This window comes from Bradyrhizobium sp. Ec3.3, assembly GCF_000472925.1.
Lineage (GTDB): Bacteria > Pseudomonadota > Alphaproteobacteria > Rhizobiales > Xanthobacteraceae > Bradyrhizobium.
The window spans coordinates 37,390-55,575 of the sequence record NZ_AXAS01000032.1 but is presented as its reverse complement, the minus strand read 5'-3'; the positions used below and the strand labels follow the sequence as shown (position 1 = coordinate 55,575).

The 18,186-nt window shown below is 63.4% G+C and carries 20 protein-coding genes and 1 tRNA gene; 9 read left to right on the top strand and 12 right to left on the bottom strand.

What is annotated here, in order from left to right:
* Positions 1-145: 145 nt before the first annotated feature.
* Positions 146-619 carry a transcription elongation factor GreA gene (gene greA, locus YUU_RS0127150; protein ID WP_027525218.1) on the top strand — a complete coding sequence of 158 codons (474 nt, stop codon included), beginning with the start codon at positions 146-148 and terminating at the stop codon, positions 617-619.
* Positions 620-762: 143 nt separating this feature from the next.
* On the top strand, positions 763-1,170 hold the full coding sequence (locus YUU_RS0127145) for a DoxX family protein (protein WP_027525217.1): 408 nt from the start codon (positions 763-765) through the stop codon (positions 1,168-1,170).
* An 89-nt stretch (positions 1,171-1,259) separates the two neighbouring features.
* On the opposite strand, the gene YUU_RS0127140 is transcribed toward YUU_RS0127145, so the two are convergent.
* A complete protein-coding gene (locus YUU_RS0127140) occupies positions 1,260-1,739 on the bottom strand; it encodes an Lrp/AsnC family transcriptional regulator (RefSeq protein ID WP_027525216.1) in 480 nt (159 codons plus the stop codon).
* Positions 1,740-2,010: 271 nt separating this feature from the next.
* Here YUU_RS0127140 and trxB point away from each other — a divergent pair, with 271 nt between their 5' ends.
* From trxB to YUU_RS58950, 5 genes are all read left to right on the top strand, one after another.
* Positions 2,011-2,976, top strand: coding sequence for a thioredoxin-disulfide reductase (gene trxB / locus YUU_RS0127135; protein ID WP_027525215.1), 966 nt, complete (start codon positions 2,011-2,013; stop codon positions 2,974-2,976).
* A gap of 5 nt (positions 2,977-2,981) precedes the next feature.
* Positions 2,982-3,905 carry a LysR family transcriptional regulator gene (locus tag YUU_RS0127130; RefSeq protein WP_027525214.1) on the top strand — a complete coding sequence of 308 codons (924 nt, stop codon included), beginning with the start codon at positions 2,982-2,984 and terminating at the stop codon, positions 3,903-3,905.
* 460 nt (positions 3,906-4,365) lie between these two features.
* Positions 4,366-5,337 (top strand): 4-hydroxy-tetrahydrodipicolinate synthase, encoded by a 972-nt coding sequence (gene dapA / locus YUU_RS51835; RefSeq protein ID WP_051389908.1) that lies wholly within the window; start codon positions 4,366-4,368, stop codon positions 5,335-5,337.
* Positions 5,338-5,762: 425 nt separating this feature from the next.
* Entirely contained in the window at positions 5,763-5,912 is a 150-nt protein-coding gene (locus YUU_RS60360; RefSeq protein WP_198031829.1) for a hypothetical protein, read from the top strand.
* Positions 5,913-6,034: 122 nt separating this feature from the next.
* Entirely contained in the window at positions 6,035-6,184 is a 150-nt protein-coding gene (locus YUU_RS58950; protein WP_156944532.1) for a hypothetical protein, read from the top strand.
* A 136-nt stretch (positions 6,185-6,320) separates the two neighbouring features.
* On the opposite strand, the gene YUU_RS0127110 is transcribed toward YUU_RS58950, so the two are convergent.
* Positions 6,321-6,998 carry a ParA family protein gene (locus YUU_RS0127110; RefSeq protein WP_027525213.1) on the bottom strand — a complete coding sequence of 226 codons (678 nt, stop codon included), beginning with the start codon at positions 6,996-6,998 and terminating at the stop codon, positions 6,321-6,323.
* A gap of 470 nt (positions 6,999-7,468) precedes the next feature.
* Positions 7,469-7,846 carry a hypothetical protein gene (locus YUU_RS0127105; RefSeq protein WP_027525212.1) on the bottom strand — a complete coding sequence of 126 codons (378 nt, stop codon included), beginning with the start codon at positions 7,844-7,846 and terminating at the stop codon, positions 7,469-7,471.
* Between the two features lie 474 nt (positions 7,847-8,320).
* Here YUU_RS0127105 and YUU_RS0127100 point away from each other — a divergent pair, with 474 nt between their 5' ends.
* A complete protein-coding gene (locus YUU_RS0127100; RefSeq protein ID WP_027525211.1) occupies positions 8,321-9,265 on the top strand; it encodes an AEC family transporter in 945 nt (314 codons plus the stop codon).
* A gap of 691 nt (positions 9,266-9,956) precedes the next feature.
* On the opposite strand, the gene YUU_RS0127095 is transcribed toward YUU_RS0127100, so the two are convergent.
* The 6 genes from YUU_RS0127095 to YUU_RS0127070 form a co-directional block, all read right to left on the bottom strand.
* Positions 9,957-10,217: a hypothetical protein gene (locus tag YUU_RS0127095; protein WP_027525210.1), complete on the bottom strand. Its 261-nt coding sequence runs from the start codon at positions 10,215-10,217 to the stop codon at positions 9,957-9,959.
* Between the two features lie 181 nt (positions 10,218-10,398).
* Entirely contained in the window at positions 10,399-11,391 is a 993-nt protein-coding gene (locus YUU_RS0127090) for a substrate-binding domain-containing protein (RefSeq protein WP_027525209.1), read from the bottom strand.
* Positions 11,392-11,488: 97 nt separating this feature from the next.
* Positions 11,489-12,541 (bottom strand): ABC transporter permease, encoded by a 1,053-nt coding sequence (locus YUU_RS0127085; protein WP_035663462.1) that lies wholly within the window; start codon positions 12,539-12,541, stop codon positions 11,489-11,491.
* Complete coding sequence (locus YUU_RS0127080; RefSeq protein ID WP_027525207.1) at positions 12,534-14,072, bottom strand: sugar ABC transporter ATP-binding protein; 1,539 nt, start codon at positions 14,070-14,072, stop codon at positions 12,534-12,536. Before YUU_RS0127080 ends, YUU_RS0127085 begins: the two co-directional genes overlap by 8 nt.
* Entirely contained in the window at positions 14,069-15,070 is a 1,002-nt protein-coding gene (locus tag YUU_RS0127075) for a LacI family DNA-binding transcriptional regulator (RefSeq protein WP_027525206.1), read from the bottom strand. The genes YUU_RS0127080 and YUU_RS0127075 overlap by 4 nt, the downstream gene beginning before the upstream one ends.
* A gap of 256 nt (positions 15,071-15,326) precedes the next feature.
* The gene (locus YUU_RS0127070) at positions 15,327-15,809 is read right to left on the bottom strand and encodes a hypothetical protein (protein ID WP_027525205.1); all 483 of its coding nucleotides are present in this window, start codon (positions 15,807-15,809) and stop codon (positions 15,327-15,329) included.
* 229 nt (positions 15,810-16,038) lie between these two features.
* Here YUU_RS0127070 and YUU_RS0127065 point away from each other — a divergent pair, with 229 nt between their 5' ends.
* The gene (locus YUU_RS0127065) at positions 16,039-16,443 is read left to right on the top strand and encodes a nuclear transport factor 2 family protein (RefSeq protein ID WP_027525204.1); all 405 of its coding nucleotides are present in this window, start codon (positions 16,039-16,041) and stop codon (positions 16,441-16,443) included.
* A 112-nt stretch (positions 16,444-16,555) separates the two neighbouring features.
* Here YUU_RS0127065 and YUU_RS0127060 read toward each other — a convergent pair.
* The 3 genes from YUU_RS0127060 to YUU_RS0127050 all read right to left on the bottom strand — a co-directional run bounded on the left by YUU_RS0127060 (position 16,556) and on the right by YUU_RS0127050 (position 18,111).
* Positions 16,556-16,632 (bottom strand) — tRNA-His (locus YUU_RS0127060).
* A 195-nt stretch (positions 16,633-16,827) separates the two neighbouring features.
* Complete coding sequence (locus YUU_RS0127055) at positions 16,828-17,262, bottom strand: phasin (RefSeq protein WP_027525203.1); 435 nt, start codon at positions 17,260-17,262, stop codon at positions 16,828-16,830.
* Between the two features lie 465 nt (positions 17,263-17,727).
* Positions 17,728-18,111 (bottom strand): phasin family protein, encoded by a 384-nt coding sequence (locus YUU_RS0127050; protein ID WP_027525202.1) that lies wholly within the window; start codon positions 18,109-18,111, stop codon positions 17,728-17,730.
* Positions 18,112-18,186: the final 75 nt, after the last annotated feature.

The window sequence follows — 18,186 nt, the reverse complement described above, 5'->3', positions numbered from 1 at the left end:
TGTCCGGCCATGTGGTTGTTCTGTTCCGGCGCCAGCCCCACATAACGTTCCGGTGGCCGCGTGTTCAGCCCCGGGATCACCGACGAATCAAGGTTGCTGCGCCCTCCGTTATTGTGGGGCGCGCGGCCGAAGGACGAGAGAAGAGATGGAAAAGGTTCCGATGACTTCGGCCGGATTTGCCGCGCTCGGAGAAGAATTGAAGCATCGCCAGTCCGTGGATCGTCCGCGGATCATCGAGCATATCGCCGAGGCGCGCTCACACGGAGACCTGTCGGAGAACGCGGAATATCATGCCGCGAAGGAAGAGCAGTCCCACAATGAGGGCCGCATCGCCGAGCTCGAGGACAAGCTCGCGCGCGCCGACATCATCGACATCTCGAAACTGTCCGGCGACACCATCAAGTTCGGCGCCACCGTGACGCTGGTCGATGAGGACACCGAGAAGAAGACGGTGTGGCAGATCGTCGGCGAGGTCGAGGCCGATGCCAAGAAGGGCCGCATCTCCATCACCTCGCCGCTCGCCCGCGCGCTGATCGGCAAGAAGAAGGGTGCCTCCGTCGAGGTCAATACGCCCGGCGGCGCCAAGGCCTACGAGATCACCAAGGTCGAGTGGCGGTAATCCTTGCCGCGGTACCGAATGGAAAAGCCGCGCGGCCAGCGCGGCTTTTTTGTTTCTCGGTCGTTGCGCGATCGTGAGCGGCCGCGATTGTGAACGACGACGTCCTCGGCCATGCTCTCTTGGCTGCATCAAGGGAGGACACGATGGACGTCGATCGTATCGCCGCGCAGAGCCAGCCCTATCTGCTCAGCCTGTTCCGCTTCATCACCGGACTTCTGCTGTTCCAGTTCGGCGTGGCAAAACTGTTCAAGTTTCCGCCCGTCGAGATGTTCGCCGACGTCACGCCGCTGTCGCTCTGGGGCATCGCCGGCATGATCGAGCTGGTGTTCGGCGGCCTGTTGATGCTGGGCCTGTTCACACGCCTCGTCGCTTTCATCCTGTCGGGCGAGATGGCGTTCGCCTATTTCATCGAACATCTGCCGAACAGCTTCTTCCCGCTCGTCAATGAGGGAACGCTGGCGATCCTGTTCTGCTTTGCCTGTCTTTATCTTGCATCAGCCGGCAGCGGGCCGATCAGCGTGGACGCGATGCGGCGCGGGTCGACGATGTGAACGTAAAGTGAGGCCGCAAACTCGATGCACCTCTCCCGCAGGCGGGAGAGGGAGCGCACCTGCATCACGACGGCAGAAGCGATGGGTTCCTACCGCCGCCCCTTCACCTCGAGCGGCACGGCGGCTTCGTATTTCGAATTGTGCAGCACCAATGAGGTCCGGACATTGCGCACGTGCGGTGCCGCGGTGAGATGGGTGACGAAATCCTGGAACGTCGCCATGTCCGGCGCGACGCATTTCAGGATGAAATCGACCTCGCCCGACAGCATCCAGCATTCGCGCACCAGCGGTTCGGCGCGCACGAACTGCTCGAAGGCGCGTAAGTCAGCCTCCGCCTGGCTCGACAGATGAACGGCGGCGAACACCGTGACGTCGAAGCCGAGCTTTCGCGAGTCGAGCAACCCGCGATAGCCGTGGATATAGCCCTCCTCCTCGAGCGCCCGGACGCGGCGCAGGCAGGGCGGCGGCGAAATGCCGACACGCTTTGCCAGCTCGACATTGGTGATTCGTCCGTCGGCCTGGATTTCGGCGAGAATTTTGAGGTCGATCTCGTCTAGGTTCCGCGACACGTGATTGGAACTCCTGGCCTTATCTGCGGTATCGGGTGGGTTCGTCGCAATCCTCATAACCAGTCCAGCCAAGATGCGCAATTTTATTGCGCGTGCAGCGCAACGGTCTTTTGTTCCCGGGGGGAAAAATCCGCCGATATGGGCTGCAATTCTTGCATAGCTCGCCAGAAGGCTTAGATTAGCAACTGACATTTCAGCGCCTCCGCGGCGCCTTCCCAGGCACTGTCCGCGCCCGCGCTGCAACTCCCCCAAGAGAGAGGCACCGGTCCACATGCGCGCGCCCATCCATGCCAAGGTCGTCATCATCGGCTCCGGCCCTGCCGGCTACACCGCGGCGATCTACGCCGCGCGTGCGATGCTCGAGCCGATCCTGATCCAGGGCATCCAGCCGGGCGGCCAGCTCACCATCACCACCGACGTCGAGAACTATCCGGGCTTTGCCGACGTGATCCAGGGTCCCTGGCTGATGGAGCAGATGGAGAAGCAGGCGCTGCACATGGGCACCCAGATCAAGACCGATCTGGTCACCAAGCTCGAGACCGCGCAGCGGCCGTTCCGCCTCACCTGCGACAGCGGCGACGTCTATCTCGCCGACACCGTGATCCTGGCGACCGGTGCGCAGGCGCGCTGGCTCGGCATCCCCTCGGAAGAGACCTTCAAGGGCTTTGGCGTCTCGGCCTGCGCCACCTGTGACGGCTTCTTCTACCGCGGCAAGGAAGTCATCGTGGTCGGCGGCGGCAACACCGCGGTCGAGGAAGCGCTGTTCCTGACCAATTTCGCGAGCCAGGTCACGATCGTGCACCGCCGCGATCATTTCCGCGCCGAGCGCATCCTCCAGGACCGCCTGTTCAAGAACCCCAAGATCAAGGTGGTCTGGGACAGCGCCATCGACGAGGTCTGCGGCGAGGCGAACCCCAGCAAGGTCACGCATGTCCGCCTGAAGAACGTCAAGACCAGCGCACACACCAACGTGAAGGCCGACGGCGTCTTCATTGCCATCGGGCACGCGCCGGCGACCGAGCTCGTGAAGGGTCAGGTGAAACTCAAACCGTCGGGCTATGTCGAGGTCGCCCCGAACTCGACCGCAACCTCGGTGCCCGGCCTGTTCGCGGCCGGCGACGTCGCCGATGAAACCTATCGCCAGGCCGTCACGGCCGCAGGCCTCGGCTGCATGGCCGCACTCGAAGCCGAACGTTTCTTGGCCCTGCGCGCCAGCGAGCGCGCGGCAGCGGAATAACGATCATGCCTCGAACACGCGACGGATTTACCGATATGGACTGGGACAAGCTGAAGGTGTTTCACGCGGCGGCGGAAGCGGGCAGCTTCACGCATGCGGGCGAACAGCTCGGCCTGTCGCAGTCGGCCGTGTCACGCCAGGTCTCGGCGCTGGAGCAGGAGCTCTCGGTCTCGCTGTTCCACCGCCATGCCCGCGGCCTGATCCTCACCGAGCAGGGCGACCTGTTGTTCCGCACCGCGCATGATGTGTTCATGCAGCTCCAGGCGGCGCGCGCGAAATTGACCGACAGCCGCGAGCGGCCGAGCGGCGACCTCAAGATCACCACCACGCCCGGCGTCGGCATCAACTGGCTGATCCCGCGGCTCGGCGAGTTCACGGCCCTGTACCCGGAGATCCGCATTTCGCTGATCGTGACCGACGAGGAGCTCGACCTGTCGATGCGCGAGGCGGATGTCGCGATCCGCACCCGCAAGCCGACGCAGCCGGATCTCATCCAGCGCAAGCTCTTCGCGATGGGCTTCCATGCCTATTGCTCGCCGGAATACATCAAGCGTTTCGGCACGCCGCGGACGCTGGAGGAGCTCGATGCTCACCGCATCATCACGCTCGCCGATGGCAATTTCGCGCCGCATTTGCAGAACCGCAACTGGCTGGTCGAAGCTGCACGCAACGGCTCGGGTCCGCGCGAGGCTTACTTCAAGGTCAACAACATCCTCGGTCTCGTGCGCGCCTGTCAGCAGGGCCTCGGGATTGCGGCGCTGCCGGATTATCTCGTCGAAGAGAACAGCCGCCTCGTGCAGCTGTTCGGCGAATCGGACTCGATTCAACTCGATACGTATTTCGTCTATCCCGAGGAGTTGAAGACGGTCGCACGCGTGCAGGTGTTCCGCGACTTCGTGGTGAGCAAGGCGCAACGCTGGCCGTCCTGATTTCCGCATGACTGACATGCGACCTCGGCTGTTGCTGCATGGCGCTGGAGAAGCCCATACTGTTTGCACGCTGAGCCTTCGCGTTGCGCATTTGTCCCCCTCCTCCAGTGGCGCGGGAGTTCAGTAATCCCTCTTGGAAGGTGATTGTGTCGGCCTCACGTGGCCAATACCTAAGCCGGGCTCTTTCGGGCCCGGCTTTTTTTCTGCCAATTTGGCCTTCGCTTTCCGCGTGTATTGACAGTTCCATATATCCCCCGCATCATTTGAACACTATGATCACGAATTCGTGCGCAATCCTGTCGAAGGCAATCGCCTCGAAGAAAAAAGGCCCCCATCCGGGGCCAAGGGATGTTTGCGCGCGCTAGACCTTCGTCATCGTCGCGATCCCGAAAACCCCGCCGTCTGGACGGGGTTTTTTCATGTGCCCTCCGTCTCAGACCTCAACTGAAGGAGATGGAACATGACCGACCTGAGACAACAACTGCAGGGCCTCTGGCTGCCTCTGGTGACGCCGTTTCGCGACGGCCGTCTCGACGAGCGCTCGCTGCGGCAGCTGACGCGGCACTACGCGCGCGAGGCCGTCGACGGCTTCATCCTGGGCGCGACCTCCGGCGAAGGCATGACGCTGAAGGGCGCCGAGCTCGAGCGCCTCGTCGCAGCCGTGCGCGAAGAGCTCGCCGCGTGCCGCCGCAACATTCCGATCGTGCTTGGCCTCTCCGGAGCGGACACCGCGCGGCTGAAGGAAAGCCTGGACGAGACCGCGGACTGGCCGATCGACGGCTATCTGATCGCGAGCCCCTACTACCTGCGGCCATCGCAGCGCGGCCTCCTGGCGCATTTCGAGGCGCTCGCCGAACACGCCGCCTGGCCGATCGTGCTCTACAACATTCCCTATCGCACTGGCGTCAATCTCACCAACCAGACGCTGCTCCGCCTCGCCGATCATCCCAACATCGTCGGCCTGAAGGATTGCAGCGCGAACCGCGAGCAATCGATCGCGCTGCTCCGCGACAAGCCGGATCACTTTCGCGTGCTGACCGGCGAGGACGCGCACACGCATGAGGCGCTGAGTGACGGCGCCGACGGCGCCATCCTGCTCTCTGCCCACATCGAGACCGCAACCTTTGCTGCGATCCAAACCGAGCTGAAGCGCGGCAATGCTGACACCGCGCTCGCGCGCTGGCAGGAGGTTTCGGAGTTGACGCGGCTGTTGTTCGCCGAGCCGAGCCCGGCGCCGGCGAAGTACTGGCTGTGGCGATGCGGCCTCATCGACAGCCCGGAGGTGCGCCTGCCGATGGTCGAGATCGGAAGCGAGCTCGCCGCCACGCTCGATCGCGAGCTGGCGCGGAGGTTGGAAAAATCCGCACGTGAGGAATCGTCGGTGGCTCCACGCCCTGACGGCCACATGGCAGCGCCTTTCATGCAGACCTGAGTTCGGACGGGTCGAGACCTATCCGATGTCCGATTGGCTGCGCCGCGATATCGGCCTGACCGAAGACGTCGTGAGATCGGCATTGGAGCGGCTTGACCACATCAGGCGGAGACACAGCGGATGGCTATAGCTCTTCGCCTCTCCCCGCGCACACTGTCGTCCCTTCTCCCCTTGCGGGAGAAGGTGGCGCGAAGCGCCGGATGAGGGGTCGCATCCGCGCGCTCACTGCAGCAGATGAACTCGCGGAGAGAGACCCCTCACCCGCCGCGCTTCGCGCGGCCCCTCTCCCGCAAGGGGAGAGGGAAAGAAAAACCGTGGTTAACCGCGCCTCAACGGCCTTCGCAGGCGCCGCATGGCGCATCCACGGCTCGTTTACGCATCGCGCCCTATCGTTTCCGCCAAGGAACTTTCCGTAGGGGGAAACCATGGGACATCGTACACGGCCGACGGCCGCGGAAGACTTCGCGCCCGCCGATCTCATGCAAGGACTTCTAGTGATCTCGTCGTTCGGCTTCTGGGCCGTGATGCTTGGCCTGATGCCGGTGCTGCTGTTTCGCGTCTGGCTCGCGGGCTGAGGCGAAGATAGTTAATCCGCGGTAGCGTCGGTGTTCAAATCGTGCGGGAACCAGCGAGGCGGATGTTAAAACGTTTCTAGTATTACTTGACGCCACAAGCGAAGAACTCGCGGGGGCGTTTAGTGAATACTCAAAATGATATGGCGCCTGGTTATCAGGCCGCCGAGCAGCAGGGCTTTACCACCGAGGACATCCTCTGGGCCGCCGGCATCTGGTCGGTGATCCTGACGATGTCGCCGGTGATCGTGTTCTACATGCTGATGGTGGCGTAGAGCATGATCCGGAAAAGTGGGTACCGGTTTTCCGACCAGATCATGCTCACCTAAAGAGCTTCCACTCAGCTCCTGAAACGCAAAACGCGCGGGCCAACCGCGCGTTTTTCGTTGCCCAGGAAATGAATAAAAAAAACTACGCTGCCTGCTTGTGCATTGCGCCGGATGCCGACGCCGTGCCACGGATCGCCTTGACCGAACGCTCGATCGCAGCCCACAGCCTTGCGATCTCCTGCGCGGCGCGGCTCTCCGCCTGATATTCCCGTGCGCCCTCGCCGTGGCTCAGCGCCATCAGCAGATCCGAGCGGTTGGTGATTTGGCCGCCCCAGACCGGCGCGCGGAACTTGGCGAGCGCCTCGCGGGCGATGGTGACGATCGGGCTTTCGGCTTCGTCGCGGCGCGCGGGTGCGCCGTTGAGCACGACCGCGTAGGGCTTGCGCGCCGCGCGGCACATCTGGATGGTTTCCTGCACCGCGTTGACGTCGAACACGCCAGGCCGCGCCGGAATGACCACCATGGTTGCGTTCTTGATCGCGTCGTCGACAACGGCCGACAGGTTCGGCGGCGTGTCGATCAACACCCATTCATAACCGTCGCGCTTGGCCGCGGAGACGATGCCGCTGACCGAATTCACGGCGGCCTTGATCTGCGGCTCGTTGGTGCCACGCAGCTTGTGCCACAGCGTGAGCGAGCCCTGCGGATCCGCATCGACGAGCAGAACAGGCTTGGTCGCCTTGATCTGCGCGGCGAGATGTGCAGCAAGGGTACTTTTGCCCGAGCCGCCTTTACGCGATGCAAAAACAATAACGTTCATACCCTTGGCCTCCAGATTGACCCCAGGTACCGAAAATGAATCAGCGCGCTGATTCGTGAAAGAAAAATTTACCGGGAGTTGCGTTGGAGACACGAAATAAAAGGCGTGTTGGCTTTTGAGTCACACTGCATGCGGCGCTGCGGACATGAATCGTAGTGAATGGCCGTTCGCGATGGTAAATCGTGCGTTTTTTGAGCAGTTGTTCGAGAAACAGCGAAACGCAACCTGCCCGAGCAAATCTATTTCCGGCTCTTTTCCGTCGGGCGAAGGCGGAATTGCTTCACGGCTTCGCGGGGACACGTGAACAAAAGGAGTCCTTCAGCTCACGTCACACAACATCACTGAGTCATTTTTACTCAGCCGGTCACCTTGGAGGTGCGAGCCGTAGTCTCGATAACCTCTCCCGCAAGCGGGAGAGGGAGCGCAGCGTTCAACGTGGCTACGGTTTGAATCCAGTCCGGGCCGAAAGCTCAGGTATCGTCAGCCTTCGGCTTCTTCTTGCCGGACTTGCTGCTCGCCGTGGTCTTCTTCGCGGCCGGCTTGCTCGAGGTCTTCTTCCTCGCCACCGGCTTGATGTTGACGGGCTGGCCGGCTGCCTCGCCCCGTTCCGGCCCCTGACGGAAGAACACCGCGCACTGCGGCGAGAGCTGCGACTTCTTCTGGATCATGCAGGCGGTGATGGCGTCGACGTTCGGCACGAACTCGCCGCACAGCCGCATCGCGTCGGGCGTGCAGGCCTGCTGCTGTTCCGGCGTGTAGGCGAAGCTTGCGCGGGGCTGGACGATGATGGCCAGGGCGATCGCGGAGATCGCGGCAGCCAGGAACCTCGTAGAGCAAAACGCCAGCATGATCCCCCCAATCGTCGAGTCGGAGGGAATAGTGGGTGAAGCCTTCCGCGTTGGCAACCGAGCCGCGAAGCGAAACCCGGGAGCTGTGCGCTCCGGGCAACAGAAGGGTCAGCCCCAGACCAGCCAGGCCAGGGGCACGACCAGATTGGATCGATGTGGGCCACGGGCTCGTTCAACCTCACCCGCTTGCGGGGGAGGTCGGCGCGAAGCGCCGGGAGGGGGCTCTTTTCACGTTGGGAGTGTCCCATCGCGGAGATACCCTCTCCCCGACCCTCTCCCGCAAGCGGGAGAGGGAGCGCCACCTCCCTCAAACAAAAAGCTCGAAAACAACCCCATGCAAAGTAGCCGGCAAGACCAGCACGGCATTTGCGGATTTTACGAAGTCCATTTGACACGTCGGACAAATCAGGGGCATGATGCCATCATCGAGGGCGCTTGGATGGTCAGCGGATATCCCCGTGAGGTGAGGGCCGCATGGCTACCGTGTTGATCGTTGCGCCGGTGTTTGCCCTGATCGCGGCCGGCTATGCGGCGGTGCTGTTTCGCTTCGTCTCCGAGAGCGCGCACAAGGGCATCTCCGAATTCGCCTTCAGCATCGCCATCCCCGCCCTGCTCTTCCGCACCATCGTCGTGTCGGAATTCCCGCAGCTGAGCGCCTTTCGGATGTGGGGCGCCTATTACGGCGCCTTGGCGATCACCTGGATCGCGGCGCTGGCGCTATCGGCCCTGCTGCGCGAACGGCGCGAGGACCGCGAGGACGGCGTCGTGTTCGCGATCGGCTCGGTCTACGGCAACATCGTCATGCTCGGCATTCCCCTGACGCTCTCGGCGCTGGGAAACGAGGCCGCTGGTCCGATGGCCCTCATCCTGTCGGTGAACACGCCGCTGCTCTGGCTCTGCGGCACGCTGCAGATGGAGCTGGTCGGCCGCAAGCAGAAGGGCTCGGCCCTGTCGATCATCCTGCCGGTCATTCTTGATCTTGCGCGCAACCCGATCATGCTGGCGATCGGCTTCGGCCTCATCTGGCGCTTCACGGGCCTTGGCCTGCATCCGGTCGTCGACAAGACGATCGAGCTTTTGGCGCAGGCGGGATCGCCGGCGGCGCTGATCGCGCTCGGCATCAACCTGTTCCGCTTCGAGGTCAAAGGCGAGAAGCTCGGCATCGTCGTGATGAGCGCGCTCAAGCTGCTGGTGATGCCGGCGGCCGCCTTCCTGCTGGCAAAGCTGCTGGGCCTGCCGCCGCTAGCGGCCGGCGTGGTCGTGCTGTTCGCGGCGATGCCGACCGGCGCGAACGCCTATATTTTTGCGGTTCAGTATCAGCGGCTGGTGAACCCGGTGTCGGGCGCCGTCGCGCTGGGCACACTGCTGGCGGCGGTGACGCTGCCGGCCGTGGTGGTGCTGGTGGCGGGGCTGAAGTAAGGGCGCGGACCCATTGGCGCGTAGCCGGTCTTAGCCAGATGGATGCAAGCCGAACGAACGCGAGGTAGTTCGCAGCAAGCTTGTCGTAGCGCGTTGCGGCCCGACGACGACGTTCCCGACCACGCCTGCCAAATCCGTCGAAAATGGCAGGCGCAGCCGGCCGTTCGTCTGCCTCAGAGCGGGCAAGCCATGCCCGGTGCTGGAGCGCAACCCTGACCAGGAATAATCGGATGTGGCGCCGGAACCGGCGGCAGCGGCGGCACCGGATCGACAGGGATATGCGGCGGCAGCGGCCACGGTAACGGCCAAGGCAACGGCGGAGGGCCAACGTGCATCGGAGGAAGTGGACCGATGATGATCGGCAAAGTGTTGTTCGCGGCGTTAGTGTCGGCATGCGCGACGCCGGCCAACGCGCTTACGGCAATGAATGAAAGACACAACGCTCGGAAAGTCATTGTCGTCGGCTCCTGCTGAGGCGCTGCAAATACGATCGCGCCAAGGATGAACAACCGAACGATCCCATTGCGCGTCGCCAACGCCAAGCCGGACATGAGAGCTAGAGAGAAACGACTAGTCGCAAAGAACTAGCCGCTCATCGCAAGCGCCGGGCGTTTTGAAACCTGAAGAGAAGCGTTGCCACGCACGCGCGAGCGGAGGCGGTATGAAGCCCGCGCTCCGGACAACAGGCTGGTCAACGCCAGACCAGCCAGAGCAGCGGCGCCAGGATGCAGAGGCTCAGGCCGATGCCGAGCGACAGCCGGCCAAACCTGTGCAGCATCGACAACTGCGAGGGATCGATATTGGGCTGCAAATCCAGCCAGCGCCGAAAGCGCTCAAACAGCCAGCCGATCAGGTGAAAGACCGCTTCGACCAGCCGGAAAATGAGTTCAAGGAGCAGTTCGAAGATGGGGCCGGCCAGATCATCGAGGATAAGGTCGAACAGGATCTCCATGCACATTCACCGAGCTGTCGGCCCATCCACCGGGTCGTGCTCGAGCTTGACGTGGGGATCGGAGATGCGTGCCGACAGAAGCCGGGGCTTCACCTTCCCGGGATCGGTTCGTGATGTCTGGCTAGCAGCGAGTAGCGGGCGCGGCCGAATCAGGCCGCGCCCGCCACACCCAGAACTTGGTTCAGTTCTGCATCAGCTGCTTCGCGTTGTCGGGCGTGATCGCGGTGGTCGGCACGGTCACCACGGTCTGCACCTTCTCGGCGCAATCGAGCAGAATCGACTTCGCCATCTCGATCGCCTCCGGGCCTCCGGTCGGATAGGTGAAGGTTGCCGCCCACTCGCCTTCCGCAACCGCGCGGATGCCGCCGGCAGGCCCGGGCAAGCCATCAGTCCCGAGGATCTTCACTTGATCGAGTTTACCGGCGCCCTTCGCCGCGAGACGCGCACCGGCGGCCATCATGTCGTTGCTCGCATAAACCGCCTTGATGTTCGGATGGGCCTGGAGCATCGCGGCGAACGCGGTCTGCGCCTTGTCCGGCAGCCAGTCGGCGGCCTGCTCGGCGACGACCTGGACCTTTGGATTCTCCTTCACGCCGGACTTGAAGCCGTTGAGCCGTTCGACGGCGGGCGTCGAGCTCGGCAGGCCCTGGAGCACCGCCACTTCGCCGCCTTGCGGGAGGAGCTTGCCAGCGACGTATTTGCCCGCCTCCTCGGCGATCTTGAAATTATCCCCGCCGATGAAGGCTGTATATTCTTTGCCGGCCTCGCCGACCGTCTTGCGGTCGAGCTCGATGACGGGAATGCCGGCCTTCATGGCCCGCGCGACGACCGGCGTGAGAGGCGCGGCCTCGAACGGTGAGATCAGGATCAGGTCGACCTTCTGGGTGATGAAATTGTCCATCTGCGAGGTCTGCGTGTTCACGTTGCCGGCGCCGTCGGCAATCTGCAGCTTGAATTGCGGCACTTTCTTCGCCGCAGCGGTCAGCTGGTCGTTGACGTGCTGGCGGTAGGGCTCGGCATTGTTGGCCTGCGAGAAGCCAATGACAAACTCCCCGGTCTTGCTGCACTCCTTGACCAGCGGCGCCGCCTGCGCTGCACCAGCGACGAGCGTCGCCGTGCCGGCGCCCAGCACCAGATTGGACCAGAACCTTGCCTTCGTAGATGCGCGTCGCATGATTTCACTCCCCTGTTTGCTTGGAACACTCCGCCACTGACGAGCGGTCTCTTTCCGGCGGGCTGGCCGCCGCCAGGCCTTTACGTCGCCATTGGGGTCAACGACCCAATCCCTCGCGGCGACGAACGAGAGATTGAAGAACCGCGGCCACGACGATGATCGCGCCGGTTGCTAGCAGTTGCAGGGCCGCATTGATGTTGTTGAGCTGAAGGATGTTGGCCAATGCGCCGAGCATGATCGCGCCGGCGATCGTACCGATCATCGAGCCTGCGCCGCCGAACAGGCTGGTGCCGCCGATGACCACCGCCGCGATCGCGGTCAATTCATAGCCCGTGCCGTCGTTGGCGCTGCCGAAATTGAACTGGCCGGCGTGGACGATGCCGGCGATGGCCGACACGAGGCCCGTGATCGCGTAGACCGAGATCTTGACCAGCGTGACCGGCACGCCGGAGAGCCGTGCCGCCCGCTCGTTGCCGCCGACCGCGAAGACGTAGCGGCCAAAGCGCGTGAAGTTCAGCACGAAGGTGGCCACGATCGCGACGACGAGAAACACCAGTGTCGCGACCGGAACCGTGTTGTCGAAGAGCCTATCGCCCAGCACCGAGAAAATCGGCGGCGCAAGACCCGGACCATTGCCGTAGGAGATGTTGATGTACTGGTTGTTGGAGATCACCAGCGCCAGGCCGCGCGCGACCTGCAGGCCCGCCAGCGTCACGATGAAAGCCTCAAGGCGGAAGCGGGTCGAGATCGCGCCTTGCGTGCAACCGAACAAGGCGCCGCAGGTCATCACGAACAAAAGGGTCGGAACGAGTCCCCAGCCCCAGGTTGTCATGATCGTGGCGGTGAGCACGCTGCACAGACTGAGCAGCGCGCCGACCGACAGATCGATCCCCGCGGTGATGATGACGAAGGTCATGCCGACGGCGATGATGCCCGTCTCGGAAATCGCCCGTACGATGTTCGCGATGTTGTCCGGCGCCAGGAACAGGATGGAGCCGTGCCGCCGCGGCGAGAAGATGACGCCACCGATCGCAACAAGGATGAGGCCAATGACGCTCTGAAAGCGGACCGCGATGGCGAAGAAGTCGAGACGGCGTGCCCGTGCGGGCTGCACGGGCGTGGATTTCACGAGTGTTGCGGCGTCATTCATCGCTGTCATCCTGACTGGCTTCGGCCACGGCGAGGATGTCGTCCTCCGCGGCGCCGGCGGGAAACTCTGCAACCGTACGCCCGCCCCTCAGCACGACGATGCGATCGCAGAGGCCGATCAGTTCCGGCATTTCACTGGAGGCGACGAGAATGCCGACGCCTTGCGCGGCGAGGTCACGAATCCTGGCGTAGATTTCGCCCTTCGCGCCGACATCCACACCCCGCGTCGGCTCGTCGAGCAGAAGCAGGCGCGGCTCACCAAGCACCTCCTTGGCAAGCGCGACTTTCTGCTGGTTGCCTCCGGAGAGGGCGCCGACCGCGAGCTCCGGCCGCGGCGGTCGAACGTCGAATGCCTTGATCGCTTGACCGGCAAGCCTGGCCTGGCGCGCTTGCGACATCAGAAAGAACGGCGACACGCGCCGCAGCACCGAGGCGACGAGATTGCGTTCGACGCTGTCGCGCAGCATCAGACCGGCGCCCCGGCGATCGTCGCTGACAAAGGCAACGCCGGCGCGGCGAGCCTCCGGAATCGAGGTCAGCCTCGCCGGCCGGTCCTCGACCTCGACACGGCCCGACCAGGCGCCGGAGCCGCCCGCGCCATAGAGCGTAGCGAGCAGCTCGCTCCGTCCCGCTCCCATGATGCCGGCGAGGCCGACGACCTCGCCCGCGCGCACCTCGAGCGAGACCTCGCGCGGCGCACGCCATCCGGCCCGGTGCCGGCGCGGGCGATAGACGGCTCGCTCCAGATGCAGCACGCGGCGGCCGAGTGCGCCGCTCCGGCGCGGATAGAGTTCCGTCAACGGCCGTCCGACGAGCAACGCCACGAGATCGGATTGCGGCGCAGCCGGCGGCGCCGTCCCTGCGATCCTGCCATCGCGCAGAACCGTCACGCGGTCGGCGACGCGCGGAACCTCTTCGAGCCGATGCGAGATGTAGACGATGCCGACACCGCGCCTCGCGATGTCGCGCATCACATGAAACAGCCGCTGCACTTCTGCGGCGGTCAACGCGGCCGTCGGCTCGTCCATCACGAGAATTCGCGACGCGTAGGTCAGGGCCTTGGCGATCGCGACGATCTGTCGCCGACCGACCGACAATTCACCAACCGGTTGATCGACATCCACATCGAAGCCGAGTTCGCCAAGCCTCGCCCGCGCCGCGCGGCGCATCGCGCCGCCATCGAGCACGCCGGCTCGCGTCAATTCCCGGCCGAGGAACAGGTTGGCCGTCACATCGAGGCTCGGAACGAGATCGAGCTCCTGAAAGATCGTCGCGACGCCCGCGGCCTGCGCGACGCGCGGATCGGTGAAGCGGACGGCGGCCCCGTCGATGCGGATCTCGCCCTGATCCGGCTCGATGACGCCGGAGAGAACATTCATCAGGGTCGACTTGCCCGCGCCGTTCTCGCCAAGCAGCGCGTGGATTTCCCCGCTCTTGAGATCAAAATCGACGCCGCGCAGCGCCTGCGCACCGCCAAAGCGCTTGACGATGCCACGCATGGCGAGCAGCGGGGTCTGAGCGCCCGTATTCATTTCGGCCTCCCGCAGGATTCGCGCTCGATGATGTCAGCGTCGAGTTGAATGGTGCGCCGCGCCCCTTGCGGAGCGGCAATCCGCTCCATGAGCAGGAAGGCGGCACGCCGGCCGATCTCTGCGCAGGGCTGCGCGACCAGCGTCAGGCGCGGCTCGAAGCAGTCGGCCCATTCGAAATCGTCGAAGCCGACGACCGAGATGTCTTTCGGCACCCGCAATCCGCGCCTGTGGATCGCTTTCATGATGCCGATCGTCGCGAGATTGTTACCGCCGACCAGTGCGGTCGGCGGCTGATCGAGATCAAGAAGCCGCTCCGCGGCCTGCATCGCGCTGTTCGTTGTCGCACTGCCGGTGACGAGAAGGCGTTCGTCGATCACGCCGCCGGCGCCGGCCAGACTCTCGCGATAGCCGGCAATACGCTCGAGCGTGGTCGCAAATCCGGGATTGCCGCCGACATAGCCGATACGGCGATGACCGTGCGCGGCGACCCGCTCGACGAGATTGCGCATCGCCTCGCGGTTGTTGATGCCGACCTGGTCGAAGGCGGGATCGGGCATGCGATCGACAAGCACGCAGGGCAGCCCGACGTCGCGCAGATAGGCGAGCGCGCGACGGCCGGGATCGGGGCTGGGCGCGAGAATGATGCCGTCGACGCGACGCTGATGCAGCGCCATGACGACGTCGAGCTCGCGGCCCGGGTCATCCTCGGTGTCGGACAGAAACACCATCATGCCGAGGCGCGCGCACTCGGTTTCGATCGCACAGATGATGTCGCTGAAATAGGGATTGGAAATCGAGGAGATGGCGATGCCGACCGAACGGGTCGAAGCGGCCTTCAGGCTCCGCGCCATGATGTTGGGACGGTAGCTCAAGGACGTGATCGCCGCTTCCACGGCGCGCGCCGTGTCCGGCGAAACCCGCCGCGTGCCGTTCACGACATGCGAAACGGTCGAAACCGAAACGCCCGCTTTGCGGGCCACATCGGCGATGGTCGCCACATCCCCTCCCATGCCTGGATCTTGTTGGGTGATCCAAGTTCTGCAGGACTATGGCATACGAAAACGTTTGCGCAATCGTTTTTCTGATTTTTTTGAAATCTTCCGCTCGAACTTGACGTTGGGAGACGAGGCGTGTGCCGACGGAAGCGAATGCTTCACTTTCCGGGGATCGGCCCGTGCTGTCTGCTAGGCCACCGATTGCGATCAGGACCTTTTCCTGCCCCGGCCGCCGAGCGCCGATGCTCCAAGGTTGCGATCAGCCTGCCGCTGCCAACCTGCTATCGACATCCGGGTTTGCGCAAAGCAGACGCTTGCGGATGGCCTCTTCAACGAGTGCGAGCGCTTTCTTGGCTTCTCTTGCGTCGGCTTCAGCCGCTTGGGCGCGAAGCTCTGCGGCCGTCAGCTTGTCTTCTTGAGCTTCTATACGCGACTTGGCTTGTTCTAGTGCTCTGCACGCATCCTGCAGCTTGTGTTCGGCGGTGATCACGAGTTCACGTTGCGCCCGCTCGGCGGCCTCAGCTCGCATTTCGGCGAGCCGCAGCTTTTCCATGGCGCCCCTGCAGAGTTCCTGCGCGCGGGCTTCGGCCTCGCGGGCATGCTCTTCCATATCGCGAAATACATCAGCGGCTTGATACACCAGATCAAGAGCCGTTGCGCCTCTGTCTCGTGCCGACGGTCGAGAGAAGGACAAGACGCTCTCGTCTCTTCCAACTGACGCCGTGGAATTGCGCTGCGTCATGCAGTTCAAGCCCCGTCGCGGATACTGCGGCGTAGCGTGAGAGGTTTTGGTAAATGAACGGTTAACGTGTGCCGAGCGGGACGCAGCCGCTGTGCGGCACCAACAACGGCCGCGTGTTCGCCATAGTGAACGAGGCGACACACCGGGCTCATTGCGCCCAGCGTTATTGATTTTGCCTTTGCACGCGAAGGTAGCTACCCTGCCATGAGGCGTGTTGCAGGAGGCGGATATGGGACAACGCGAAGATATGCTCGAAGTCATCAGAAGCGCTTATGCTGCGCGCGGTAGCGGCGACGTAGACGGCCTCGTGGGAGCTTTTGATCCCGCGGGTGTGTTCACCCTGGTGGGCGACAATAGCGCGCTCGAACTGACCGGAAGTGCTCAGGGGCACCCAACCTTGCGAGAGGCCTTCGGTCAATTCATCGCCAATTTCGAGTTCGTAGAGCGGCAAATCCTGAGCGAGTTGGTTGAGGGGCAGCGCGCCGCAGTGCACTCCCGCCTCGTCGTCCGATATCACCCCACCGGGAAAACCTTCACGACCGAGGTCCTGGACCTGTTCAGATTTCAGGATGGCAAGATCATTGAGCTAACTGAATTTGCGGATACTGCGCAGATCAAAGCCGTGATCGCCTAGGGTGGCGGACGCGGCTGCTGCTATCGAAACGTGGGAAATGCCGGCAAGGACAAAGGGCGCTTCGCTTTCCGGAGAACAGTCCGTGATGTCAGGCCAAGCTATCGGGATACGCTGGTACAGTTGGGTGGGCTCGAACCACCGACCTCCTGTTCCACAGACAGGCGCTCTAACCAACTGAGCTACAACTGCATTTTCGCGCGAGCCGCCCTTGAGGCTGCCTGAAAGGCTTGGAGCACCGAGGGGGGCTGAACGGGCCGGAAACTAGGTGCAACCGCCCTGTTTGGCAAGGCCGCAGCTAAGCTAAAATCCGGCCCAAATCACCTTATTCCAAAACAAAACCCGGGCCGTGGGCCCGGGTTTCTTAATTAAAACGTGCCGATCGGATCAGGCGGCGGGCTTGTAGAACTTCGAGGCGCTGGCCTTGATGGGCTCGACGGTCTCGGTAGCGACGCGCTGGCCGAGCTCGGCGAGCTCCTTGGCCTGGGCCTGGAAGGTCTCGAGCTGCTTCCTGGTGTGGGTGTTCCACAGCTCCATCGCTTCCGACGGCGACTTCAGGCCGAGCAGCTCCTGGGCGAAGTCCAGATGCGCGCTGGTGTTGGCCTTCGTGAATTCCATCAGCTTGGCGGTGTACTCGCCAAAGCCCTTGTTGGCGGAGGCAAACACCGCCTCGATGGTGCCGTTCTGGCTCTCGGCAGCATCCTTGAACTTGGCGTAGTTTTCGCGGGCCTGCGACACGCCCTTTTCAGCGAACGCACGCATCTGCTCGGGGACCTCGAACGGAATGATCGAGGCGGAGAATGGATCAGTCGCACCTGTCATGGTTATCCCTCACAATGGTCAAAGAATGAGTGAGCCGTCTGGCGCCCGCCCTCCCAAGATGGCGGGTACGATAGAGGTGGAAACGCTAAAAACGAGATGGCTCGCCCAGCGCCTCCGTTTATCTACGGATATCATGTCAACATTGTGCGTCGCAATGCGACATGAGGTGCAACGCCGCAATTTAATCCCGGCCAGGAGGTAGTTCCTAGCCGGGGAACCCTGGGGTTGCGCGGTAAATTCTTCCGTCATTCCGGGGCTCGCGAAGCGAGAGCCCGGAATCCATCGGGCCGCAGTGCATTATTGCCACGAAGGAAATGCGCTCCCTCTGCCGCTTCGCTTGCGGGAGAGGTGCAGCGAGGCCGCGGCCAGAGCGGAGCGGAATCCATCGGGCCTCAGCGCACGTGGATAAATGCATTCCGGGCTCGATGCTTCGCATCGCCGCGGAATGACATCTCCCAAGCGGCCTCAGTGCTTCGGCTTGGTCGCGTCGATGGCGGCGCGGCTGACGGCCTGGCCCATTTCGCTGGCCTGCTCGGCCAGCGCCTTCATCTGCGCCTGCACATATTCGCTGTGCAGCCGCATGATCTCGGACAGGTCCTTGGCGTGGATCAGCGACTGGGCGTAGTCGAGCGAGGCCTGCACGTTCCTCTCGGCAAAGCCCAGCGCGCGGGCGTTGAGGTCCTTGGCGCCGGCGCGCATGGTTTCGCCGCGCTCCTCGATCGAGCCGGCCGCGGCCTGGGCGCCGCTGAGGAATTTCTCGAAGGCATCACGCGCCTGCTTGAAGCTCGTCTCCGCCATGGAGCGCATCTCCTGGGGAATCTCGAAATGTTCACGGGCTGGTTCGCTCATGCTGCCACTCCTGTTGTTTTGGTCTCGGCCTTGTCCGCCCTTCTGGGCTGGCCGTTGTTTTGGAAGCTCCACCAG